22 protein-coding genes and 1 other RNA gene are annotated in these 23,062 nt (G+C 37.1%); 18 read left to right on the top strand and 5 right to left on the bottom strand.

The genetic code is table 11. The features are described 5' to 3' along the window. Window positions 1-765: 765 nt before the first annotated feature. Both SJY37_RS00580 and SJY37_RS00575 read right to left on the bottom strand, forming a co-directional pair. Window positions 766-1,431: a response regulator gene (locus SJY37_RS00580; protein ID WP_298328450.1), complete on the bottom strand. Its 666-nt coding sequence runs from the start codon at window positions 1,429-1,431 to the stop codon at window positions 766-768. Beyond that, window positions 1,431-3,071 carry a hypothetical protein gene (locus SJY37_RS00575; RefSeq protein ID WP_298328447.1) on the bottom strand — a complete coding sequence of 547 codons (1,641 nt, stop codon included), beginning with the start codon at window positions 3,069-3,071 and terminating at the stop codon, window positions 1,431-1,433. The genes SJY37_RS00580 and SJY37_RS00575 overlap by 1 nt, the downstream gene beginning before the upstream one ends. A gap of 415 nt (window positions 3,072-3,486) precedes the next feature. Between SJY37_RS00575 and SJY37_RS00570 the strand changes: the two genes are divergently transcribed. The 3 genes from SJY37_RS00570 (at window position 3,487) to SJY37_RS00560 (ending at window position 6,035) form a co-directional block, all read left to right on the top strand. Further along, window positions 3,487-4,788, top strand: coding sequence for a D-arabinono-1,4-lactone oxidase (locus tag SJY37_RS00570; protein ID WP_298328445.1), 1,302 nt, complete (start codon window positions 3,487-3,489; stop codon window positions 4,786-4,788). A 3-nt stretch (window positions 4,789-4,791) separates the two neighbouring features. After that, window positions 4,792-5,451: an HAD family phosphatase gene (locus SJY37_RS00565; RefSeq protein ID WP_298328442.1), complete on the top strand. Its 660-nt coding sequence runs from the start codon at window positions 4,792-4,794 to the stop codon at window positions 5,449-5,451. A gap of 365 nt (window positions 5,452-5,816) precedes the next feature. Next, on the top strand, window positions 5,817-6,035 hold the full coding sequence (locus SJY37_RS00560; RefSeq protein ID WP_298328440.1) for a hypothetical protein: 219 nt from the start codon (window positions 5,817-5,819) through the stop codon (window positions 6,033-6,035). 168 nt (window positions 6,036-6,203) lie between these two features. Here SJY37_RS00560 and ssrA read toward each other — a convergent pair. Next, window positions 6,204-6,602: a transfer-messenger RNA gene (gene ssrA, locus SJY37_RS00555) on the bottom strand. 126 nt (window positions 6,603-6,728) lie between these two features. On the opposite strand from ssrA, the gene SJY37_RS00550 reads away from it, so the two are divergent. Both SJY37_RS00550 and SJY37_RS00545 read left to right on the top strand, forming a co-directional pair. Continuing rightward, the gene (locus SJY37_RS00550; protein ID WP_298328336.1) at window positions 6,729-7,934 is read left to right on the top strand and encodes an NAD(P)-dependent oxidoreductase; all 1,206 of its coding nucleotides are present in this window, start codon (window positions 6,729-6,731) and stop codon (window positions 7,932-7,934) included. An 84-nt stretch (window positions 7,935-8,018) separates the two neighbouring features. Continuing rightward, the gene (locus tag SJY37_RS00545) at window positions 8,019-8,939 is read left to right on the top strand and encodes a TIGR01777 family oxidoreductase (protein ID WP_298328333.1); all 921 of its coding nucleotides are present in this window, start codon (window positions 8,019-8,021) and stop codon (window positions 8,937-8,939) included. A gap of 60 nt (window positions 8,940-8,999) precedes the next feature. On the opposite strand, the gene SJY37_RS00540 is transcribed toward SJY37_RS00545, so the two are convergent. Further along, window positions 9,000-9,665 carry a YceI family protein gene (locus tag SJY37_RS00540; protein ID WP_298328331.1) on the bottom strand — a complete coding sequence of 222 codons (666 nt, stop codon included), beginning with the start codon at window positions 9,663-9,665 and terminating at the stop codon, window positions 9,000-9,002. A 426-nt stretch (window positions 9,666-10,091) separates the two neighbouring features. Here SJY37_RS00540 and SJY37_RS00535 point away from each other — a divergent pair, with 426 nt between their 5' ends. The 11 genes from SJY37_RS00535 to SJY37_RS00485 all read left to right on the top strand — a co-directional run bounded on the left by SJY37_RS00535 (window position 10,092) and on the right by SJY37_RS00485 (window position 20,964). After that, window positions 10,092-10,658 (top strand): nucleotide exchange factor GrpE, encoded by a 567-nt coding sequence (locus SJY37_RS00535; protein WP_298328328.1) that lies wholly within the window; start codon window positions 10,092-10,094, stop codon window positions 10,656-10,658. 89 nt (window positions 10,659-10,747) lie between these two features. Continuing rightward, window positions 10,748-11,878, top strand: a complete 1,131-nt coding sequence (gene dnaJ / locus SJY37_RS00530) for a molecular chaperone DnaJ (RefSeq protein WP_298328325.1) — start codon at window positions 10,748-10,750, stop codon at window positions 11,876-11,878. A 326-nt stretch (window positions 11,879-12,204) separates the two neighbouring features. Continuing rightward, a complete protein-coding gene (locus SJY37_RS00525; RefSeq protein ID WP_298328322.1) occupies window positions 12,205-13,143 on the top strand; it encodes an ABC transporter ATP-binding protein in 939 nt (312 codons plus the stop codon). After that, window positions 13,140-14,444, top strand: a complete 1,305-nt coding sequence (locus SJY37_RS00520) for an ABC transporter permease (protein ID WP_298328319.1) — start codon at window positions 13,140-13,142, stop codon at window positions 14,442-14,444. The genes SJY37_RS00525 and SJY37_RS00520 overlap by 4 nt, the downstream gene beginning before the upstream one ends. Then, window positions 14,429-15,424, top strand: coding sequence for a mechanosensitive ion channel family protein (locus SJY37_RS00515; protein ID WP_298328316.1), 996 nt, complete (start codon window positions 14,429-14,431; stop codon window positions 15,422-15,424). The genes SJY37_RS00520 and SJY37_RS00515 overlap by 16 nt, the downstream gene beginning before the upstream one ends. Further along, window positions 15,417-16,313 carry a DUF6268 family outer membrane beta-barrel protein gene (locus tag SJY37_RS00510; RefSeq protein ID WP_298328314.1) on the top strand — a complete coding sequence of 299 codons (897 nt, stop codon included), beginning with the start codon at window positions 15,417-15,419 and terminating at the stop codon, window positions 16,311-16,313. The genes SJY37_RS00515 and SJY37_RS00510 overlap by 8 nt, the downstream gene beginning before the upstream one ends. Before the next feature lie 2 nt (window positions 16,314-16,315). Next, the gene (locus SJY37_RS00505; protein WP_298328313.1) at window positions 16,316-17,479 is read left to right on the top strand and encodes a sigma-54 dependent transcriptional regulator; all 1,164 of its coding nucleotides are present in this window, start codon (window positions 16,316-16,318) and stop codon (window positions 17,477-17,479) included. Window positions 17,480-17,486: 7 nt separating this feature from the next. Then, a complete protein-coding gene (locus SJY37_RS00500) occupies window positions 17,487-18,365 on the top strand; it encodes a PPK2 family polyphosphate kinase (RefSeq protein ID WP_298328310.1) in 879 nt (292 codons plus the stop codon). Continuing rightward, window positions 18,358-19,758 carry a M20/M25/M40 family metallo-hydrolase gene (locus tag SJY37_RS00495; RefSeq protein WP_298328307.1) on the top strand — a complete coding sequence of 467 codons (1,401 nt, stop codon included), beginning with the start codon at window positions 18,358-18,360 and terminating at the stop codon, window positions 19,756-19,758. Before SJY37_RS00500 ends, SJY37_RS00495 begins: the two co-directional genes overlap by 8 nt. An 85-nt stretch (window positions 19,759-19,843) precedes the next feature. Beyond that, entirely contained in the window at window positions 19,844-20,335 is a 492-nt protein-coding gene (locus tag SJY37_RS00490; RefSeq protein ID WP_298328303.1) for a hypothetical protein, read from the top strand. 68 nt (window positions 20,336-20,403) lie between these two features. Beyond that, window positions 20,404-20,964: a hypothetical protein gene (locus tag SJY37_RS00485; protein WP_379952677.1), complete on the top strand. Its 561-nt coding sequence runs from the start codon at window positions 20,404-20,406 to the stop codon at window positions 20,962-20,964. A 3-nt stretch (window positions 20,965-20,967) separates the two neighbouring features. Here SJY37_RS00485 and SJY37_RS00480 read toward each other — a convergent pair whose 3' ends face one another. Beyond that, entirely contained in the window at window positions 20,968-21,351 is a 384-nt protein-coding gene (locus SJY37_RS00480; protein ID WP_379952676.1) for a hypothetical protein, read from the bottom strand. Between the two features lie 116 nt (window positions 21,352-21,467). On the opposite strand from SJY37_RS00480, the gene SJY37_RS00475 reads away from it, so the two are divergent. Both SJY37_RS00475 and SJY37_RS00470 read left to right on the top strand, forming a co-directional pair. Next, on the top strand, window positions 21,468-22,814 hold the full coding sequence (locus tag SJY37_RS00475; protein WP_144784682.1) for an MATE family efflux transporter: 1,347 nt from the start codon (window positions 21,468-21,470) through the stop codon (window positions 22,812-22,814). A 13-nt stretch (window positions 22,815-22,827) separates the two neighbouring features. Further along, window positions 22,828-23,061 carry a hypothetical protein gene (locus SJY37_RS00470; RefSeq protein WP_013751518.1) on the top strand — a complete coding sequence of 78 codons (234 nt, stop codon included), beginning with the start codon at window positions 22,828-22,830 and terminating at the stop codon, window positions 23,059-23,061. The last annotated feature ends 1 nt before the right edge of the window (window position 23,062 follow it).

The raw sequence follows: 23,062 nt of genomic DNA, 5'->3' as shown, positions 1-23,062 counted from the left end.
TCTGTACAAAAAAAAAGGGTCTCCAGATGGAAACCCTCTACAAACAATCCCGACTTAGAAACCCCTAGCAACTAAGCCGTGACAAGTACACGAGCTTTATATACATATAATGTAGGGGAAACCGCATTTGCTCCTTTTTATTTTTTAGATGCTCGGTTTTAACACTTAATAATTGTCGGTAAGTATCGTCGTCTAGTGTTTTTTACTTTCACGAAAGCGAATTTTCTAAGTTTAATTAGCTCCAAAAAAAAGGCACCCAAGTGGGTGCCAAATGCAAATAATCTTGACTTAGAAACCCCTAGCAACTAAGTCTTAGCAAGAATACGTGTTTTTTGAATAGGTATTTTACGGATTTCCTTTATTTGAGCGTTTTTTTTTGTTTTTTTAAATTTTCGCGAAAGCGGATTCATAAAAATCATGAAATAGAATCATAAAAAAAGGGTACCCAAGTGGATACCCTGTACAAACAAATTTAGCCTAGAAACCCCTAGCAACTAAGCTGTGACAAGGATACGTGTTTTTTTCATAGGTGTTTTACGGATTTCCTTTATTCAAATCTATTTTTTTGCTATTTAACATTTGTATTTTTGTGGATATTTGATTGTCAGTTATTTGTAAAAAAAAGAGAGGATGTCCAAATGAACATCCTCTACAAACAATCCTTGACTTAAATCCCCCATGATTTTAAGTCGTGATAAGATTACGAGATTTTAATATAACAATGTTACGGGAAACCGCATTATGGTCGTATTTACGAATTATTACTTAGATAATACCTAAATCTTTTACCAACGCAACAAGATGAACAGCGTTATTTGCTCTAAACTGAATTTTGAGTTTGCTCATTTTTTTTTCAATAGCACTTAGACTTGATGGAGACTCGTTAAGAGCGACGAGTTCTTTACTTATTTCATCATGAGAGTAGCCATAAGAAAGTAATCGCATGAGGGTGATGTCGTACTCATCTATTTGTAAATCTTCATTATCAGACATTGCCATAGCAACGCGCGGAGAGACATAACGCTCTCCATTAAAAACAGTTGTGATTGCCTCTTTAAGATCTGAGATTCCTTCTCGCCCTTTGCATACAAAGGCATCTACATGCGTATCATTATATAACTGCCTCACACGCTGGAAGCGATCTTCTACAGAATAAATGATAATATTGAGCTCAGGATGTTCTTTCTTTAAAGTAGCAGCAAGATCATCTCCAGATGCAAATTGCTGCTTGCGGTGGTCTGCTACAAATGAAAGATCAGAAATTATGAGGTCATAAGGTTTACCATCCATCGCTGCTTTTTTAATGAGTTTATATGCCTCATCACAATATTGAACTTGCTTTATGTAGGGTACTTGATAGGTAGTGAGAATGTGTTGTACACCTTCATTAATACTTCCTAAATCGTCTGCTATAATTACTTTTTGAAACATTATATGTTGATCTGTGCTTTAAAACCTTGGTTAGACTTACTTTCAAAAGTAATTGTTCCTTTTAAAGCTTCTATACGGGATTCCGCATTGAGCAAACCATTTTTAGAATTTATAGCGCCGCCTATACCATTATCCTTATATAGAATATGCAGTTTCTTACCTTTCTTTGAAATCTCAACAAAGGCTATAGATGCTTTACTATGTTTATTAGTATTTGTAATGAGTTCTTGTAAGACCCTATAAATAGTGGTTTTGTGGACTTTTGAAATTTCATTCCAATCTACCTTGTCGATACCTTTTGTGATGATATTGAGAGAAGGAGTTTTATAACTTAATAACAAATCTCGTAAGGTCGTGTGGAAAGATTCTTCTGTCTCAATAAAACTGTTTTCTCTAGAAATATCTCGAGTTCTACTATAAATATGCTCTAGATTATCTAGTAAATGACTTTCATTGTACGTGTTAGTTTGCACTTGTGAGATTAGTTTATACACATCATTTGCAACTTCGTCATGTAATCTCTTTGAGATTTTTGTTTCTGTGATATATACTTGTTCAAGACGCTTTCTTTTATGACGTAACGAAAGGAAGATGATAATACCTACTGTGACTATTGCAATAAATAGCGCTAAAAACTGGTAGCGTGTTTTATTAACTTTCTCCTGTTCTGCTATGAGCTCGCTTTCCTTTGCTTGAGTCTGGAAAGTGGCGTATTCATATTTTTGAGCTACATATTTATTTTCTTGAAGAGTTTCTACTTTGTCTAAGCTGTCTGAGAGTTTTTTAAATACAACGGCATTTGCTGTTGTGCCTATATCAATTGCCAGTCCGAGGGCTTCTAATTTATATCTAGGATTATCGAGGCTGTAAGCAATATCTTTTGCTAGAAGAGCATGTTTTCTGGCTAGTGCTTCTTTGCCTTGCTTGTGGTAATAGTGTGCTAGATGTCTATTTGTAGAAAAACTTCCCGTTATATTATTACCTTTTTCATTAATGGTTAGCGCTTCTAGCATTAGTATCTCACCCTTGAAATCACCTATTTGAGTTACACTATATCCATAGTTGTCATATATGGTTGCCAGCGTGTTATTATATTCTATGCGGTCTGTATCCTTCATAAAGGGACTTAAGACTTGAGCAGCTTCCTCATAGGATGCGCGCTCCATATAAATGGTGGCGATGTTATTTGAAATGGTAATACTATCTTCCTTTTTTGTAGCCATCGCCAGTGCTTGCTGGTAGTTTTCTAGAGCTAGTGGCAGATTGTTAAGACTTCTGTGCAACCTACCCAGTCTATTTCTGAGACGAACGATGGTTTGTGTATCTGTTACAGGAATATTTTTTAAAAGATTAATGGTGGCTTTTTCGCTCTCAAAAATGTCACCATTATTAAAATATCCTAAGGATATAAGCTCAGAGTAATAGTTATTGCGGGCTTTATCGTTATTAGGATTTTCAAGTTGGCGTTTAAAGTAATTAATTCCCTCAGCAATATCCTGAGTGTTTTGTGGATATGCAATAATCCTAAAATAATATTGCGTACTGTCTACTGCCTCTTGCGCCTGTAATGGAACTAGCCAAAAGGTACTCACAGTGAGCACAATCAATAAAATGAGCGATCTGAAAATCGATTTCTGCATCCCTCAAAGATATTATATTTTGTAAGTGGGAAATAACGGGTTTGTAAGTAAAAAATATTGATGTGGATAGTTACGCTTTCGCGAAAGCGTATGCTATAGTCTATCTAACAATGATAGTTTAGTTTAATGTAAAGATTCCGCCTCAGGCTGGTAAGAGGTTTTAGGAGTTATGGAGTTCATTGCGGAGGTGTCGTTTTATATTTTCAAGAAAAATACGACTCAATAGTGTACACTGTGCACAGTAAATAAATAGAAATATCATAAAAGTTCTTGATTAATATTACATAAAGTAACTCCACAGACATAGTTGCATAACCTTAATGTAAAATTATCTTTAATGATTTGTTAGAGTTAATTAAAGGTTCAATTACGATAGTAATTTGTTAAAATTCAATATAACTTTGCAATAAAAAAATTGAAGAAAGAAAATACTTGGATTAGCTGGAATGAAAATGTAAAACATTCATTTATAAATAGCTATGATATCACTACAGAAGAAGAATTTGCAGATGCCATTAAGAACTCTGACAATGTCAGGTTCTACGGTTCTAAACAATCCTCATCAGATATTGCTGCTGGGACTGACTCACTTATTAATATCAAGAATTATAATCAGATAATTGATGTTGATAAAGCATCTAAAAAAATAACTGTCCAATCTGGAATTGAGCTTAAAGACCTTCTAGAAAAAATAGAGAGTTTAGATTGGTGTATTCCTTGTCTGCCAGACATCAACACTATTACATTAGGTGGAGCCTTAGCAACTGGAACACATGGTACTAATGGAGGACTTATCTCGTCATATATGACGAGTTGTAGACTCATCCAAGCAGATGGTACAATCCAGGTGATTAATGAAGATGATATGCTCATGGATGCTGTGAGAGTATCTCTGGGAGTTCTAGGTGCTTTCTCTACAATTACACTGCAATGTGAGGAATCATACACACTACATCTGGTTGAAGAACCTGAGAGTGATGCTACATGGACGAAAAACCTAGGTGACTATTTATCTAACCATGATTTCTTAAGAATATTATGGCTTCCTCATACAGGGATGGGTTATGTGATAAAGGGGAAGAAGATTCCAAAAGATCAACATGTCGAAGAAGATCTAGGACCTGCATATTTGAAAAATAGAAGAAAGGCTTCAAAATTTTTATATCAGCTGACTAAGACAGCTCCTTGGACTATATATTTTGCAAATAAAATTCTTTACCAGCGATTTTTTAAAAGTAGAAAAGAACACAAAGGGAATTTATATCAGGCTACTGTTACAAAATCTAGAGGATCAACGCTTGAACTTGCGGAGTGGACAGTTGATTTTGATAAATTCCCTTCTTTGCTCAAAGAACTATCTGAAACAATAAATAGTTTTAAAAATAAATCATTCATCCACATACCTATGGATGTGCGTTTTGTAGATAGTGATGATAGCTGGTTGAGTAATGCTTACAAGAGAAAAACGGTTACCATGGGTTGCGTTTCAAGAGATGCATCTAGTGCAGATAGTTATGAAGCATTTAAAACGGTAGAAGACATTTTTCTTAAATATGGAGGAAGACCACATTGGGGAAAGCGCTTTGCCGCTAAAGATCCAGAGCTAACTAAACTCTACCCAAAGTGGAATGCTTTTAAAGATTTACGTAAGTCTATGGATCCTACAAACAAGTTTTTAAACAAGTATTTAGCTTCTATTTTCTCAGAAAAATTATAATTGATGGTTAAAGGAGTATTATTTGATTTTGATGGAGTGATAGCTTATAGTAAGCACATACATTTTGCCTCTTGGAAGTTTGCTGTAAAGGAGGTGCTGGATGCTACTGTGGTAATAACTTCTGGTGATATTAAATCTGGCGCATCACCAATAATCATATCAGAGATATTGTGTGAAAAATTTGGAAGTCACTCTCAAGCCGAGGAGCTACTAACAGTTAAAAACAATTACCTAACTGAGCATATTGATGAAGTAGAACATTATAATGGTGTAGGAAAGCTCTTTGAATATCTGAAAAAGCGCAATATACCCTATGGTATAGCCAGTAATGCAAGCAGTAACTTTGTAAAAGACTGTATAAAATTCTGGAAGTTTGAAGTACCTGTGATGTACGGCTATGAAGATTATGTAAATCCAAAACCTAATCCAGAACCTTATTTAAAGTTGGCAAATAGTTTAAATATAAAACCCGCTGACTTTAAAGATGTTTACATCTTTGAGGATAGTGAGCTAGGCTTACAAGCAGCTTTAAATTCAGGTATGAAATCTGTTTACATACAATCACATTGTGTAGTTTCCGAAAATATCATTAGTCAAACTAATTATCAATTTAATTCGCTGTTTGATGCGATGGGAACTATTGATAAGCTTATAGCTCCTTAGTTAGTAGAAGCTCTCATCATGAGAATTTGAAAATTGTGATTGTCTTTGAGCTAGGTCATTTTTAATACTGTATCATTTTTCTTTAATAAAACTTAAATTGATAGCGCTGTAGGCCAATCATTTAGAGGTCTTTAACGGTTGCTAGTTAAAATGTCATAATCTAGCTTAAATTATATTAGTGTCCGATTAAATTTATGTGAAACTAAAACGGATCACATGAAAATAGTAGGAAAAATATTCAGAATAGTGACAGTCGCTCAACTAGGTTATTATACCTATGACTGGATAAAGAACAAACGATCTTTTAAAAAAGAGTTTGTTCCAAATTTGAAGAAAATAAAAAGAAAACTAATATAATAAGCACTATGGACAATACTAAAAGAGCAGCAGATCTTGACAATAAAGAGCACGGTGTGCACAAGGATAAGCACATAAATCAATACGGAGATCAAAACAAGGATTCATCCCAACCTAAAAGGGACGCTGGAGAGACTAATAAAGCTGGAGGCAATACACTTTCTAATAAAGAAAATGCAGTGCAAGACAATGCTCATAAGGACGCAAAGCAAAAATCAAAACAATAAGATAATTGATTTGCAATTATTTCAAAATACTACAGTAAAAACTTTTAATCAACGCTGTACAATATGATGTAGGATTTCATTTCGGTGATGTTAACAGACATTTATAGAAGTGAAAAATCCCGTAAACTAGATGTTTACGGGATTTTTTATTGAGTTTTGATACTCAATTAGTGGAGTCGGAGGGATTCGAACCCTCGTCCAAACAAGCAATATTACTGCTTTCTACGTGTGTAGTTTCTGTTTAAATTTTCGTGAGATTGCCGGTTAGAAACTACCAACGCACCCCTTATCTTCAATTAGGTGTCTCTCTCGCATCAAAGCCCTACGAGGGATAGGTTTACTTTTACGAAGTCACTATATCGATTGCCGTAAACCAAGGCTCTCGAGTGACTTCCTGCTTGTCTACCTTGTAGACCGAGGCGTAATCTTACTATAATTCAGATTATGCAGCTAGGGCGTAGTTGTTCTCGCCGTTTAAAAAGATGAAAAATGAGATTTACGAGCTGTTTTCCAGCGCTCGACACGCTTACAATACTATTGGTCTCGCTGTCAAAACCAGTCGACCCCAGTATTAAAATTTCCACCTTGCTTTCGCGAAAGCGGAACTACAAATATACTACTAAAGCTTATATTTGCTATTAATATTATGCAAAAGCTGTACCAACTACAGACACTGCCAAAACTTCACACACTATGAAATTTGCAATTATCAAGGAACGTAAAAATCCACCAGATAGAAGAGTTGTTTTTTCTCCAGAAAAACTGGCAGAAGCAAGAGAGCAATTTGAAGATGCAAGCTTTGTAGTCGAAGCATCTGATATAAGAGTGTTTCCAGATATGGCTTACACCATTAATGGCTTTGATGTAGAGGAAGATGTCTCTGATGCAGATGTGATGATTGGAGTGAAGGAGGTGCCTATGGAGGCGCTTGTACCTAATAAAAAGTATTTCTTTTTTAGCCATACCATTAAGAAGCAACCATACAACCGAGAGTTGCTCAAGGCTATACTTGATAAGAATATAGAGATGTATGATCACGAAGTGATTACAAAGGCTAACGGAGCACGACTTATTGGTTTTGGTCGTTATGCAGGACTTGTTGGAGCATATAATGGTTTTAGATTATTAGGATTACGTGATGGACTTTTTGAACTTCCTAAGGTAGAAACGCTATTAGATCTTGAGGCTGTAAGAAGCCAACTAGATAAAATCAAGCTTCCTGCTATTAAAATTTGTCTCTCAGGTAGTGGAAAGGTTGCCCGCGGAGCACAAGAGATTCTAGACCATCTCAAGATTAAGGAGGTGACAGATCAGGCTTATTTAAATGAAGAATTTAGTGAGCCAGTATATTGTACTATTGACGTACTAGAGTATAATAAACGTATAGATGGTACAGAAGGTTCTCGATCAGAGTTTTATAAAGACCCTTCTGGATATGAGAGCGACTTTATGAAGTATGCAAAGGTGACAGATTACTTTATTGCTGGACATTTTTACGGTGATGGTGCTCCTTATCTATTTACTAGAGAAGATGCAAAACATCCAGAGTTTAAGATTAATCTTGTTGCAGATGTATCTTGCGATATAGACGGTCCAGTGGCGAGTACCATTCATCCTTCTACTATTGCAGATCCATTTTATGGGTACAATCCTGCTACAGAACAAGAAGATGATTATAATAAGGATGGTGTGATTGCTATGATGGCTGTAGATAATCTCCCGTGCGAATTACCTAAGGATGCTAGTGAAGGTTTTGGTGAGATGTTCTTGAAGCATGTGATTCCAGCATTTTTTAATGGAGATAAAACAGGACTTCTTAATCGAGCGAGAATGACGCAAGATGGAAAGCTCACTGAGCGTTACAGCTACCTTCAAGACTATGTAGACGGTAAGGAGTAACGTTAAAGTTACACTAAATTCCTACAAGTGTTAAAAGATAAATAACACTACTTTGTACCTTTATCGTTCATCAATCAATTAATAATGAAAGTTCTTATTACAGGCGCAACGGGATTAGTAGGGCGCGCACTCACAGACTTATGTCATAAAGACGGCATAAGTGTACATTATCTAACTACCTCAAAAGATAAAATTGAGGATACACCTAATTATAAAGGTTTTTACTGGAATACAAAGACAGATGAGCTAGACGAAGCTTGTTTTGAAGGAGTAGAAACTATCATCCACCTTGCTGGAGCATCCATTGCGCAGCGCTGGACACCAGAAAATAAAAAAGCAATTTTTGAAAGTAGAGCTACAACAGCGAGATTGTTGTATAGTGCGCTTTCGCGAAAGCGGTCTAAAAACCAACCCATTTCTATAAAGCATTACATATCTGCTAGTGCAGTAGGTGGATATCCATCTTCATTTACAAAAATGTATGATGAGTCATATCCAGAATATGCTAAAGGATTTTTAGGACAAGTTGTCGAAGAGTGGGAAAAAGCTGCTTTAGAATTCCAAAAACTTGATATCATTACTAGCCGTGTGAGAACGGGGATTATTCTTGACAAAGACAGTGGAGCGTTACCTAAAATTATGCAACCTGTAAAATATGGAGCAGGTGCACCACTAGGATCAGGAAAACAATGGCAATCATGGATTCATGTGGATGATATGGCAGGGATTTACTTCCATATATTAAAAAATAAATTGGCTGGCATATATAATGGGGTAGCACCACACCCAGTTACAAATAAAAAGCTGACAGAAGTTGTGGCAGACACTATGGGCAAGCCACTTATCATCTCTAGAGTCCCTAAGTTTGCACTTAAACTCATGCTAGGCGACATGGCAGTAATAGTTTTAGAAAGCCAGAAAGTAAGTGCTCTTAAAATTAAGACAGATGGATATGAATTTAAATATCCAAAAATTGACAAGGCTATAGAAAGCTTATTGGACTAACCAAAAAAAGAAAAGCCACTCGTGAGAGTGGCTTTTTTTATGCTCTATAAAAAGGAAGTCTTAAGCTTTAGTAGCCTTAAGATTTACAGTAAGCTCGATATCGTCAGAGATAAATTTATCTCCTAAATCGTCAAATACAGATTGTGATCCGTAGTTTACTCCCCAATCAGTACGATCAATTGTAAATGGCTCACTTGTAAGTGTCATGTTTTCACCTTCTACAGCATAAGAAACTGGGAACTCAATGTTCTTCTTCTGGTCTCTTATAGTAAGGTTACCTTGCATCATTTTTTTACCATCTTTTTCTGTAACTCCAGTTACTTCAAATGCAGCAGTAGGATATTTTGCAACGTTAAAGAAGTGATCTTCTTTTCCTTCTGCCATTCCTTTTAAGTGTCCTTCAAGACTTTCTTTTCCGTCACCAGCCTCAAGGTCAGTTACAGTAATAGAAGTCATGTCAATAAGAAATGTTCCAGTAATAGCATCTCCAGCAACATTTACAACACCGTTTTCTATGTTGATAGTTCCGTTGTGCTTTCCTGTAGGCTTGCTTCCTACCCATGCAATTGTAGAGCTTGAAGCATCTACCTTAAATTTTGCAGCATCTTCTACTACAGCTACTTCCTGAGCATCTTTTGCTTCTGTCTCGTTCTTCTCTCCTTTACAAGAAACTACTCCTGCAACAAGAGCTACAGCAGCAAGTGTATTTAAAATTTGTTTTTTCATCTTGATAAAATTATTTAGTGAACTGCAAAATTAACATTTATCCATAGCCCTTATCATAATGTTATCTTAAATAGTAGTACGCTTTCGCGAAAGCGTAACAAAGCTTAGAAATAGCTTTTTTATTACATGACGCAAGAAGGAGTATGGCTTTGAGCGTGGTCTCTGGTTGTGGATGTATTTAGATGACTATCTAAAAAATGATTCTAGTAACAATTAGCATAGTATTCTCTTCTTAGATGGAAACAAATAACTGCTAGGCACGTCAAAGTTGTACATATAAGTAAGGATTACTTTTGTGAAGTGGTTTGATTAAATGTATTGATAAATCACGATACCCTAAGTTTTAAAAAGCCAGTGACATTTTGACATTTTGATACAATTGGCAGTACTTTTGCCACCTCAATAAAAATTGAATTTAAGACCATTATGGCAACAGAAGATAAAACACCAGACAATACAGTAGACGAAGCTGCTCAAGAGCAGTTTGTACACGAGGCAGAAGATGCAACGGTAGAGGCAACTGAAGAGGTAAAAGATGAAAGAAGCGAGCTAGAAATCGTTCAAGATCAACTTGCAGAGGAGAAGGATAAATTTTTACGCCTTTTTGCCGAATTTGAGAATTATAAGAGACGTACTACTAAGGAGCGTATAGAGTTATACAAAACTGCAGGACAAGAAGTCATACAAGCTATGCTTCCAGTTGCAGATGATTTTGATCGTGCTCTTAATGAATTCAAAGGCGATAAAGACGACGTTCACGTAAAAGGAATGACGCTTATAAGCAATAAATTCAAAGAGACGCTTAAGTCTAAAGGACTTGAGGAAATGAGTGTGAGAGCTGGGGATGATTTTAATGCAGATCAACATGAGGCAATAACTCAAATACCAGCACCTAACAAGAAATTGAAAGGTAAAATTGTAGACGTGATAGAAAAGGGATACAAGCTGGGAGATAAAATCATCCGGTTTCCTAAAGTAGTTACGGGACAATAATTTTAAAATGATTTACATCGCAGTATTTGTTTAAACTTATACTGCGATTGCAATAGATTAAGAGTGCTCAGTAACGCTGAGCTTTGATTATGAAAGAAGATTTTTACGACATATTAGGTATCTCAAAAGGAGCCACAGCAGCCGAAATTAAAAAAGCATACCGAAAGAAAGCGGTGCAATATCACCCAGATAAAAACCCTGGTGATGATACTGCAGAAGCAAACTTTAAAAAAGCTGCAGAGGCATACGAGGTGCTTAGTGATGACAACAAGCGTGCTCGTTATGATCAGTACGGTCACCAAGCCTTTGAAGGCGGAGGTGGCGGTGGCGGCTTCGGTGGTGGAGGTATGAACATGGATGATATCTTCAGTCAGTTTGGAGATATTTTCGGCGGTGCTTTTGGTGGCGGCGGAGGTGGTTTTTCTGGATTTGGTGGTGGCGGAGGTCAGCGTCGAGTAAAAGGAAGTAACTTACGTATTCGTGTAAAACTTACTATTGAAGAAATTGCAAACGGCGTTGAGAAAAAAATCAAGGTTAAACGTAAAAAGCAAGCCGCTGGAGTTTCATATAAAACATGTACTACCTGTAATGGTGCTGGACAAGTAACAAAAATTCAGAACACTATTTTAGGCCGCATGCAAACGAGTGCTCCTTGTACTACTTGTGGTGGAGCTGGGCAAATGATTGATAAACGTCCAGATGGTGCAGATGCGCAAGGTCTTATTGTAGACGAGGAGACAGTAAGCATCAAGATTCCTGCAGGAGTAGTAGATGGAATGCAGCTTAAGGTTACTGGAAAAGGTAACGAAGCGCCAGGAAATGGTATCGCAGGAGATTTACTTGTAGCAATAGAAGAAAAAGATCACGAGTTCTTACAAAGAGAAGGTGATAACCTTCACTTAGATCTTTACATTAGTATTAGTGAAGCAGTGCTAGGTACTTCAAAAGAGATTGATACTGTTACTGGTAAAGTACGTATCAAGATAGAAGAAGGTGTGCAAAGCGGTAAAATACTACGCTTGCGTGGTAAAGGTATTCCATCTATAAACGGTTACGGTAAGGGAGATTTATTGGTGCACGTAAATGTATGGACGCCTAAAACACTTAATAAAGAGCAAAAGCAGTTTTTTGAGAAGATGGCAACAGATGATAATTTTATGCCTAATCCAGAAACTGGAGATAAGTCATTCTTTGAAAAAGTTAAAGATATGTTCTCATAATGTGAAACTTTCAAATTTTGTGAAACCAAAATTATAGGGTTCATAAAAAAAACTTATATTTGAATAACGTTAAACAATGTTTGACGTTATTTTTCTTTTTCATAGCAATTTTTTTTCCCATCCTGAACTTACGTCTAGGGTGGGTTTTGCTTTTAGGACGTTTTGTAAATCTTGTACTATAATACTGTTTGCCTAGTTTTCTCGTTATGATAAATGATTTACAACTATAAAGGTCTCAGTACGTTTTAATAAAACTCCTAAATTATAGCTAACAGTTATGCCTCCGTCAAGTCATATTCCTATCTTAGCTTGATTAACCACTATCTATGAATTCATTACTCGTTGCAGATACAGTCTCAAAGAAGTTTGGTGACTTTACCGCACTTAATAACGTCTCCATTGCTGTACCAGAAGGAAGCATTTTTGGGCTACTAGGCCCTAATGGCGCTGGCAAGACAACACTCATTCGTATTATCAACCAGATTACAATGCCAGATACTGGTAGTGTAATGCTAGGAGGTGAGCCATTACAACAACATCACATACGCGACATAGGCTACATGCCTGAGGAGCGTGGCTTATATAAATCTATGAAAGTAGGGGAGCAGGTGCTTTACCTCGCCCAACTTAAAGGTTTATCTAAAGCAGATGCAAAAAAACGAGCCAAACATTGGTTTGAAAAACTAGAAATAGGAGATTGGTGGGATAAAAAAATTCAAGAGCTTTCTAAAGGACAGGCACAGAAAATCCAATTTGTGGTGACCGTAATGCACCAGCCTAAGTTGCTCATTTTTGATGAGCCCTTCAGTGGTTTTGACCCTATAAACGCAAACCTCATTAAAGACGAGATTTTACAATTGCGTGATGAGGGAGCTACAGTTATCTTCAGTACGCACCGTATGGAATCTGTAGAGGAGCTTTGTGACCATATAGCACTTATTAATAAATCTAATAAGATTCTCGATGGTGAAGTAAACAGCATCAAGAGAGCATACCAGAATAATACGTTTGATGTAGGAGTACAGGTTGTAGATGAGACCGCTTTCGCGAAAGCAGAACAAGAACTCAAAGCTGCTTTTAAAGTAACTCCAGCGCATTTTAAAAGTCTTGGTAATGAACGTAAGCTTCGTGTGGAAATGGGCGATAAGTCTACGCCAAACGAATTACTTACTACCTTAAAAAATCATGGACAAGTCACCCATTTTATGGAAGTGATACCAAGTGTAAACGATATCTTCATTCAAACAGTTAGCCAAAACAAATGAGCATTCTTACCTTAATTATAAAAAGAGAATACATTGCCAGAGTGCGTAATAAGTCATTTTTAATAATGACATTTTTGAGTCCGCTTATACTTGTGGGGATGATTTTGTTAATCTCTTACCTTACTCAGCTCAATAGCGAAGATAAACGCACTATTGTAGTAGTAGACGATTCTGGGCAATTTGAAACTGTATTTTTTAATACAGACCAAACCACGTATCTCAATTTAAGTGATCAAGGATTGGAAGCTGGAAAAGAGGTTGCAAAAGGTGAAGGTTATTATGGGCTTATCCATATTAATAATAATCCTGCTGTAGTAGAAAATACTGTTACCTTTTATGGAAATGATGCTCCTTCGCGTGATTATATCTTGGATATAGAAAAGCGACTAATAAAAAAAGTAGAAGATGAAAACCTCATATCTCAAGGTGTTGATCTTGAGGTTTTAGAAGATTCTAAAAGTAAAGTTAAAGTAAATATTGAGAATTTTTCTGGAGATAAGAGTACTAAAATGAGTAATCTGGTCAAAGCCGCTTTTGGAGGTGGAGCAGGTTACTTATTGATGATGTTTATTATCATCTATGGTAATATGGTGATGCGCTCTGTGATTGAGGAAAAGACCAATAGAATCATTGAAGTGATTATTTCTTCTGTAAAGCCCTTCCAATTAATGATGGGTAAAATATTAGGTACTACGCTAGCCGGTGTAACTCAATTTTTAATTTGGGTAATTGTAGGAGGTGTACTTCTAATAGTTTTAGGTGTGATTTTTGGAGTAGATTTGACAGGTGTAGCGGGCGCTAGCCCCGTAGGTTCACAAGCACAACAAATGGCTGAAGATCCAACGCTAATTGAAGAGGTGCTATTTGAAATACCAAAGCTACCGTTATTGCAACTTGTAGTAGGTTTCTTTATATATTTTATAGGAGGATATTTCCTGTATAGCTCTATATATGCAGCGATAGGTGCAGCAGTAGATAATGAAACAGATACACAGCAGTTTATGTTACCTATCATTATGCCATTAATGTTGGGAATTTATGTTGGCTTTTTTGCAGTGATAGATAATCCTCATGGAACGGTAGCGACAGTTTTTTCTATTATACCGCTTACCTCACCTATAGTGATGCTAATGCGTATACCATTTGAGGTTCCAGTATGGCAACTAGCGCTATCAATTACCTTACTAGTGGCATCATTCGTGTTTACAGTATGGTTTGGGTCAAAAATATATCGCGTAGGGATATTGATGTATGGTAAGAAGCCTACTTATAAAGATTTAATAAAATGGTTAAGATACTAGCACTCCTTCTTGTTCTGCAGGAAGAGACTGTAGAGAAGGTAAAAGATATTATTGAACAAGACGTATGGGGAACCATTAAGGAATGGTTAGGCTTCGAACTTATAAGTGTAGGTAAAGAGCCTAATCATATAGGTTTTACAGTGGGTCACCTTATCATTCTAATAATAGCTTTTATACTCACAAGCATTCTCCTTAAGTGGATACGTGTGTTAATGACACGTAAAATGGAGGGCGATGACAAACTTAAGTTTGTAAGTGTTTTTAAGTTTATCAAGTATATCGCTTATATAGTGGTGGTGCTTGCTACGATGAGTGCTTCAGGGATTAATATTACGGTGCTGCTCACAGCCTCTGCAGCATTATTTGTAGGTCTGGGTCTTGCCTTGCAGGAGGTATTTCAAGACGTAATAGGTGGTATCCTTATTATGATAGATAAGTCTATATCCGCAGGAGATATTATAGAAATGGATGGTAGAGTAGGTCGTGTGTTTGAAATAAAATTACGTACTACAAGAGCATTAACTAGAGATGATAAAGTAATTATTATCCCTAATCATAAGTTTATAACAGACACTGTCTATAATTACACTCAAAACCATAAAACCACCCGAGAGAATGTACAGGTGGGCGTTGCTTATGGAAGTAATACGAGACAAGTAGAAAAAATATTACTAGAATGTGCAGTCGCACATCCTGAGATTTTAAAGCATCCAAAGCCTTTTGCACTTTTTGAAAACTTTGGTGATAGTTCGCTTGATTTTGGTCTATACTTTTTTGTGAGAGACAGTTTTGTAGACCCACGGATTAAAAGTGCGCTTAGGTATGCTATAGACGACCGTTTTCGCGAAAGCGGGATTACCATCCCCTTTCCTCAGAGAGATGTACATCTTTTTAATACGGCAAATCCAGTATATACACCTAATAAAACAGCAGTTAACACCAATATTGAACCCCCTAAAAATGATATGATTGATGAATAAACAGACTAACATTATTATAGTATTACTACTGTTGAGTGGTACTTGTTTTGCTCAGCTTACAGATTTGGCTAGGATTGAGTATACATACTTCCCGCAGGAGCAGTCTGATAATTCATTTAGGAGGTTTAGAACATTTATTAATGTTCCTATAAAACTTAAAGAAGATACATACTTAGTTCCTGGATTTGAATATCGCAATGTCAATTTGAAGTTTGAAGATGTTGTGCCTTTTAGCCGTGAAGACTTAGATAGATTTCAATCGTTTAGTCTGTCTCTAGGATATACTCAGAAAATAAGTGAGGAATGGCGCATAGGAGCAAAACTAGGTACTACGGTAACGTCTAATTTTAGTACAGGATCTGCCACTAGTAATGATTATGTGCATACTGGGGCTTTGTATTTTATAAATGATAAGACTAACGAAGGTCTAGATAAACCGTGGCGACTCATAGTAGGTGGGCGCTATGATACAGAATCTGGAAGACCTTTTCCATTACCTTTTATAAACTATTATAAAGAGTTTCACCCAGACTGGTCTTATACACTGGGTGTTCCAAAATCAAATATAAAACGCTATTTTGGGAAAGATCGTAGTCACATACTCCAGAGTTTTGTGACGCTTGATGGGTTTTATGCAAATATTCAAGATAATGTAGATGTTGCAATACCTGCAGGAGAGTTTGAAACGGCAGAGAGTATCTCTATGACTGTAGCACTATTTGGCGTAGGTTATGAATACTGTTTTACAAAACACTTAGTGTTCTACATTTATGCTGGACATACGATTATAAATGACATACGATTACGTGATGGCGATAGAGATGATGTATTTACCATAAACGACAGAAACACGTTTTACGGTCGTTCAGGTATAAAATTTAAAATATAACAATGGCAAAGATTTTAATTATAGAGGATGAGGCTGCGATACGTCGTGTACTTACCAAAATTTTATCAGAAGAGAGTAAGGATTATCAAGTAGAAGAAGCTGCAAATGGACTTGAAGGTATCAATAAGATACGCGAGGAAGACTATGACTTAGTGCTGTGTGATATTAAAATGCCAAAAATGGACGGAGTAGAGGTACTTGAAGCTGCACGTAAGCTCAAGCCGGAAACTCCTATGGTAATGATCTCAGGACATGGTGACCTAGATACTGCCGTAAACACGATGCGCCTAGGAGCTTTTGATTATATATCTAAGCCGCCAGATCTCAATAGATTACTTAATACCGTACGCAACGCGCTAGACAGAAAAACCCTTGTCGTAGAAAATATTCAGCTTAAGAAAAAGGTGAGTAAAAAATACGAGATGGTAGGTAAGAGTAAGGAGATTGATCAAATCAAAGAAATGATCGAAAAAGTAGCTCCTACAGATGCTAGAGTTTTGATTACTGGTCCTAACGGTACTGGTAAGGAGCTTGTAGCGCACTGGTTGCACGAGAAAAGCGAGCGAGCAAAAGGAGCTCTCATAGAAGTAAACTGTGCTGCGATACCTTCAGAACTTATAGAAAGTGAACTTTTTGGCCACGTGAAAGGTGCTTTTACTAGTGCAAATAAAGATCGCGCAGGAAAGTTTGAAGCTGCCAATGGCGGAACTATATTTCTAGATGAAATAGGAGATATGAGTCTTTCTGCACAAGCCAAAGTACTTAGAGCTTTGCAAGAAAGCCGTGTACAACGTGTAGGAAGCGATAAGGATATTAAAGTAGATGTACGCGTAGTGGCGGCAACTAATAAGAACCTGAAAAAAGAAATAGCAGAGGGAAGATTCCGTGAGGATTTATATCATAGACTGGCAGTAATTTTAATTAAAGTGCCAGCGCTCAATGATCGTCGAGATGATATCCCAATTCTCATAGAGCACTTTGCAAAGAAAATCTCACAGGAGCAAGGAACCGCAAAAAAATCATTTTCAGACAAAGCTATTGATTTACTTAAAGCTTATGACTGGACTGGAAACATACGTGAACTGCGCAATGTAGTGGAACGACTTATTATCTTAAGTGGCCCAGAAGTGTCAGAAGGGGATGTAAAACTATTTGCTAGTAAATAATATAATTATGAGTGACATTAAACCAGAAGACTATAAAATCACTAACGGTGTGACACTTTCAGATAGAGAGACCACCTTGTTTCCAGACGTAGAAGAGAAGGAGCTAGAAAGTAAGCTCAAGAAAATACGTAAGAAATTAGGCAAACTTCAAGACACTATGTACGCGCATGATAAATATAGCGTGCTTGTTTGTCTTCAAGGGATGGATACTTCTGGTAAGGATAGTCTCATACGTGAAGTCTTTAAGGATTTTAATGCACGCGGTGTTGAGGTACAAAGTTTTAAAGTGCCTACAGAGCTAGAATTAAGTCATGACTACTTGTGGCGTCATTACTTGGCACTGCCAGAGCGCGGTAAATTTGGCGTGCATAACCGTACTCATTATGAGAATGTACTTGTCACTCGGGTTCATCCAGAATATATTTTAGGAGAAAAATTGCCTGACGTTCACAGTGTAGATGATGTCAACGAAGCATTCTGGGATAAGCGATTTGAGCAAATCAAAAACTTCGAAAAGCATCTTTCAGAGAACGGAACCATCATCTATAAATTTTTTATGCATTTATCTAAAGATGAGCAGAAAGATAGATTATTACGCAGACTCAATAAGAAAGAGAAGAACTGGAAATTTTCGGCTGGAGATTTAAAGGAGCGCAAGCTTTGGGATACTTATCAAGAATATTATGAGGACGCCATAAATCGTACATCGACAGAGAAGGCTCCGTGGTATGTGATTCCGGCAGATAACAAGCCAGCAGCCAGACTTGCTGTAGCAACCATATTACTAGAGACACTGTCGCAATATGACGATATCCAAGAGCCAGAATTAGACGATAAAACAAAGGCAAATCTTGCCGATTATAAAGAACAGTTGAGCAATGAATAAAAATTTACATTATATACTTGCGACTGCACTAGTAGTTGTTTCCGCTTTCGCGAAAGCGCAAAATGATTCAATTACTGTGAGAAAAATATACTCGGCAGCGCTTACAGAAGGGCAAAGCTACGAGTGGCTAGATCATCTGTCTAACCAAATTGGATCGAGACTAAGCGGAAGCCTAGGAGCCGAAAGAGCCGTGACCTGGACAAAAAGCGAACTAGAAAAAGTGGGTCTTGATAAGGTGTGGTTACAACCAGTGATGGTGCCAAAATGGATACGTGGTGAAGCCGAAAGAGCATTTATAGAAGGGGATAATGCAAGCATTACGTCTGTCCCTATTTGTGCACTTGGAGGATCTGTTGCTACAAAAACTACTGGACTCAAAGCAAATGTAGTTGAGGTGATGGGAATAGAAGAATTGAAAGCGCTTGATGCAAACGAAGTAAAAGGAAAGATTGTTTTCTTTAACAGACCTATGGACGACGAGCTTATCTTGACATTTCAAGCATATGGCGGTTGTGTAGACCAGCGTTATGCTGGAGCGATGGAAGCAGCAAAGCTAGGAGCGGTAGGTGTGATTGTAAGATCTGTGACACACAGTCTTGATGATTACCCGCATACAGGATCGATGTCTTATGGTGATTTGCCTAATTCAAAACGTATTCCTGCAGCTGCAATAAGTACCAAAGGAGCAGCGCTTTTAAGTACATCCTTGAAATTAAATCCTGACACCAAGTTTTTCTATAAAATGTCTTGTAAGAATCTCGCAGATGTAGAGTCGCATAACGTGATAGCGGAAATAACAGGAAGTGAATATCCAGATAAATATATGGTCGTAGGTGGTCATTTAGATTCTTGGGATCTAGGAGACGGCTCGCATGACGATGGTGCGGGAGTAGTACAAAGTATGGAAGCGCTACGATTAATGAAAGCAATAGGTTATAAGCCTAAGCATAGTATTCGTGTAGTATTATTCATGAATGAAGAAAATGGCCTTCGAGGAGGTAATAAATATGCACAAGAAGCTAAGGCAAAAGGTGAAAACCATGTCTTTGCTTTAGAAAGTGACTCTGGCGGATTTACACCAAGAGGTTTTTCTTTTGATAGTGATGATCGTAACTTCAATAAAGTGCTTACTTGGAAATCATTATTTGAGCCTTACTTAATTCACGACTTCACAAGAGGAGGGAGCGGTGCAGATATTGGTCCGCTTAAAGCAACTAATGATGGTATTGTACTCGCAGGACTACGTCCAGACTCACAACGCTATTTTGACCATCACCATGCTGCAAATGATACCTTTGATGCAGTAAATAAAAGAGAACTTGAACTAGGCGCTGCCACAATGACTAGCCTGTTATATTTGATGGATAATTATATACAGACTTCAGGGAAATAATACTCTTTTATTCATGGGCTAGATTATGCTAAGAATACTTTTCCTTTTAGTGACAATGAATTGTATCGCTCAGAAAACGGAGAGGATGCCGCTTTTACATATCGCTCCAGAGGTAATGTATCTCTATGACAATAACATAGAGAACAAAGACGATATAGAAGCATCAGATTTTGAACCGAGAGATAGTGATTTTGTACAGGCTTTAGGAGTCAATGTCGGCTTCAATGTGAGTAAATATCTATCGATTGGAGCTTTTTTGAGTAGTGAAAAAGTATTGTCAAGAAATCTTAATTATAATGGCTGGGCAGTAGCTGCAAACTTTGGGACAGAACCTCAGAAAAACGGTTGGGCAGCAAGTATGAAGCTTGGTAGCCACGTTGGAAATAACTTAAGAGAAGGAGGATTTTTAGGAAGACTTGGATTGGGTTTTAAATTTTATCTTTTTAAACTTCTTAACGCACAAACAGAGTTTATCTACTCTTACCAAGCCTTAAAATTTAAAGAAATTGTTGACGTCGAGTCTAGACAAAACTTAACCATTAATGGGATAGGCTTGTCTATGAAAATATACTTGTAGATAATTGATTTAATTCCAATGTTTTAAATACTTTTAAGGATTCATTCAATCAATTAATCAATCTTAAAATGAAAATAAATTTAAAACTCACGTACCTCTCAATCACCCTCTTGTTCTGTTCGCTCACGGTATATTCTCAAGAAGATACAGTTGCACCACTAGAAAATTTATTTAGCGCAAATCTCAATATTATAGGCGCGGGAGTAACTTATGAGCGCGTTCTTGGTAATAAGTTTACCACCCATTTCAATGCCTCATATCAACTTGTAGGAGTTAGTGGTGGCAGTAATCAAGATGTTGACTTAACCTTTGCAGGTAATCTATCTGTAGGTGCACGTTATTATTATAACAGAGAACGCCGCTTTGAAAAAGGAAAAAAGCTCACACAGAATGCAGGTAACTTTTGGGCTGCAGAGTTTCAAGTTATTCCTGATTTCACCGTTGCAACAGAAGAACGTAATGTAAGATATCTGACAACTTATCTTGTAGGAGCAAAATATGGTCTACGCAGAAACATCACAAGAAATTTAAATTACGAATGCGAATTCGGACTAGGATATTTATTTACAGATGAGGATGCCACTGTTTATCCATTATTAGAATTTAAGCTGCAATACGTTTTATTCTAACTTTTAGCTAGAAGTCAGCAGCCCTTTTTCTTGGTAAATGGCAATGCCTTTGTCTATCATAGCATTAATGGATGCCTCGAGTGAGGCATCCATTTTTTTGATATGAAAACAGCTTTTGCCTTTCAAACATTTTCTTAAGGCAGGATCTATGTCTGTAAATGCAGCTACGTCAGTATAAATAGGGAAGAAGTACAACCTGCAGTCCTTGGGCTTCGGGATCACACTGGCAAAATAAAAACCATCTACTTTCTGTTTTCCTTGCATGGTAGGTATGGTACCAGCCACTTCTAAGCCTGCGCTATCGTCTTTTCTTAATTGTAAATGTTGCTCGTGGCGTTTAATAATAGCACGAAGTGCGAGGTCTATTTCGATGGGATTTGTTATCATATACGGTTCCAGTATTATTTACAAGCTTGAAGATAGTAAATTGGTTGAAATCTAGACGCTCTTTCTACGGGATGAAGTATTTTTGCGCTTTCGCGAAAGCGTATCAAATCTAATTAATGAGATTCTCAGACTACACAAAGGAATTTGGCATCAATCTTAAAATAGCATATCCTATTATGTTAGGGCAGCTGGGTCATATTCTTGTAGCACTGGCAGATAATTTGATGGTGGGACAGCTGGGTGCAGCTCAACTTGCAGCAGTAAGTCTAGGCAATAGCTTGGTGTTTATAGCGCTTTCTATAGGTATCGGATTTTCGTTTGCCATCACTCCACTTGTCGCAGAGGCAGATGGTAAAGGTGATATAGAAAAAGGTCGCTTGCACTTTCATCATGGTGTCATTATGTGTACCATAAATGGTGTGCTACTATTTATTACGCTATTGATCGCAAAGCCTTTATTGTACATGCTTGATCAGCCGCCAGAGGTGGTAGAACTGGCAATTCCATATCTTGAGATTGTAGCACTGTCTATGATTCCGCTTATGATATTTCAGGGTTTCAAGCAGTTTGCAGATGGCCTGTCACAAACCAAATATGCAATGTATGCGACCATTGTAGCAAACGTGGTCAATGTTGTTTTTAACTATGTATTGATTTACGGAATCTGGGTTTTCCCAAGATTAGAAGTAGAAGGTGCAGCCTGGGGAACATTAATTTCTCGTTTCTTTATGGTGGCGCTGCTGATTTTTATGCTTTCGCGAAAGCGTAAATTCAAACCCTATTTCCACTGGGGAAGTAAGGAGCACATCCAACTTGCTGAGTTTAAAACCTTATTTAAATTAGGATTTCCAACAGCATTACAGATGCTTTTTGAAGTAGGCGTTTTTACAGCTGCTATATTTTTATCTGGAATACTAGGAACGAATGCACAAGCGGCAAATCAAATTGCGCTTAATCTAGCTTCTATGACATTTATGATTGCTGTAGGATTAGGAGTAACGGCAACCATACGCGTAGGAAATCAAAAAGGTAAAGCCGATTTTCCTAACCTACGACGTATCGCTTTTTCTATTTTTATACTCTGTTTCTTAATTGAAGCTGTATTTGCAGTAGGATTTATATTGCTTAAAGACTGGCTTCCTCCATTTTATATAGATAATCCAGAAGTGATTTTTCTAGCAGCTCAGTTATTAATTGTGGCAGCGTTATTCCAACTAAGTGATGGAGTGCAAGTAACCATACTTGGAGCATTGCGCGGATTGCAAGATGTAAATATTCCCACAGTAATCTGTTTTATAGCCTACTGGATCATAGGATTCCCTATCATGTGGTATATGGGTAAAGATGAGCAAATGGGTGTGCAAGGCGTCTGGGTAGGCTTGCTAGCAGGGCTTACGGCTTCTGCAGTGATGTTGTACTTTAGATTTAATTACCTTAGCAAGAAATTAATAGACCAACAGTAATAATACGATATTTATGAAAGTACCTAAGTTCCTTTTAGGCGATAATTCAGATTTTTCAGATCATATTTTTGTGATACATACTGAGTTCCCAAGGTTTATTATAGACCTTACAATAGATGAGATAGAATGGTTTGAAGAGTTTGATCGTCAAGACGAAGATGAGCTAGCCTCAGAAACAGAAAATGCCATCAAAGATGCTACCGAGTGGTATGATGCAGAGATGGAAAAATTTGACAAAGAGCAATAAA

It is taken from the genome of Dokdonia sp. R78006 (assembly GCF_042466145.1).
GTDB lineage: Bacteria > Bacteroidota > Bacteroidia > Flavobacteriales > Flavobacteriaceae > Dokdonia.
This window is presented reverse-complemented; position numbering and strand designations above follow the sequence as displayed.

Excerpts from the sequence above, each read along its gene's own strand:
- SJY37_RS00580 (WP_298328450.1), bottom strand. The coding sequence starts at position 1,431 with ATGTTTCAAAAAGTAATTATAGCAGACGATTTAGGAAGTATTAATGAA.
- SJY37_RS00575 (WP_298328447.1), bottom strand. The coding sequence starts at position 3,071 with ATGCAGAAATCGATTTTCAGATCGCTCATTTTATTGATTGTGCTCACT.
- SJY37_RS00565 (WP_298328442.1), top strand. The coding sequence starts at position 4,792 with ATGGTTAAAGGAGTATTATTTGATTTTGATGGAGTGATAGCTTATAGT.
- SJY37_RS00560 (WP_298328440.1), top strand. The coding sequence starts at position 5,817 with ATGGACAATACTAAAAGAGCAGCAGATCTTGACAATAAAGAGCACGGT.
- SJY37_RS00550 (WP_298328336.1), top strand. The coding sequence starts at position 6,729 with ATGAAATTTGCAATTATCAAGGAACGTAAAAATCCACCAGATAGAAGA.
- SJY37_RS00545 (WP_298328333.1), top strand. The coding sequence starts at position 8,019 with ATGAAAGTTCTTATTACAGGCGCAACGGGATTAGTAGGGCGCGCACTC.
- SJY37_RS00540 (WP_298328331.1), bottom strand. The coding sequence starts at position 9,665 with ATGAAAAAACAAATTTTAAATACACTTGCTGCTGTAGCTCTTGTTGCA.
- SJY37_RS00535 (WP_298328328.1), top strand. The coding sequence starts at position 10,092 with ATGGCAACAGAAGATAAAACACCAGACAATACAGTAGACGAAGCTGCT.
- dnaJ (WP_298328325.1), top strand. The coding sequence starts at position 10,748 with ATGAAAGAAGATTTTTACGACATATTAGGTATCTCAAAAGGAGCCACA.
- SJY37_RS00525 (WP_298328322.1), top strand. The coding sequence starts at position 12,205 with ATGAATTCATTACTCGTTGCAGATACAGTCTCAAAGAAGTTTGGTGAC.
- SJY37_RS00520 (WP_298328319.1), top strand. The coding sequence starts at position 13,140 with ATGAGCATTCTTACCTTAATTATAAAAAGAGAATACATTGCCAGAGTG.
- SJY37_RS00515 (WP_298328316.1), top strand. The coding sequence starts at position 14,429 with ATGGTTAAGATACTAGCACTCCTTCTTGTTCTGCAGGAAGAGACTGTA.
- SJY37_RS00510 (WP_298328314.1), top strand. The coding sequence starts at position 15,417 with ATGAATAAACAGACTAACATTATTATAGTATTACTACTGTTGAGTGGT.
- SJY37_RS00505 (WP_298328313.1), top strand. The coding sequence starts at position 16,316 with ATGGCAAAGATTTTAATTATAGAGGATGAGGCTGCGATACGTCGTGTA.
- SJY37_RS00500 (WP_298328310.1), top strand. The coding sequence starts at position 17,487 with ATGAGTGACATTAAACCAGAAGACTATAAAATCACTAACGGTGTGACA.
- SJY37_RS00495 (WP_298328307.1), top strand. The coding sequence starts at position 18,358 with ATGAATAAAAATTTACATTATATACTTGCGACTGCACTAGTAGTTGTT.
- SJY37_RS00490 (WP_298328303.1), top strand. The coding sequence starts at position 19,844 with ATGCCGCTTTTACATATCGCTCCAGAGGTAATGTATCTCTATGACAAT.
- SJY37_RS00485 (WP_379952677.1), top strand. The coding sequence starts at position 20,404 with ATGAAAATAAATTTAAAACTCACGTACCTCTCAATCACCCTCTTGTTC.
- SJY37_RS00480 (WP_379952676.1), bottom strand. The coding sequence starts at position 21,351 with ATGATAACAAATCCCATCGAAATAGACCTCGCACTTCGTGCTATTATT.
- SJY37_RS00475 (WP_144784682.1), top strand. The coding sequence starts at position 21,468 with ATGAGATTCTCAGACTACACAAAGGAATTTGGCATCAATCTTAAAATA.
- SJY37_RS00470 (WP_013751518.1), top strand. The coding sequence starts at position 22,828 with ATGAAAGTACCTAAGTTCCTTTTAGGCGATAATTCAGATTTTTCAGAT.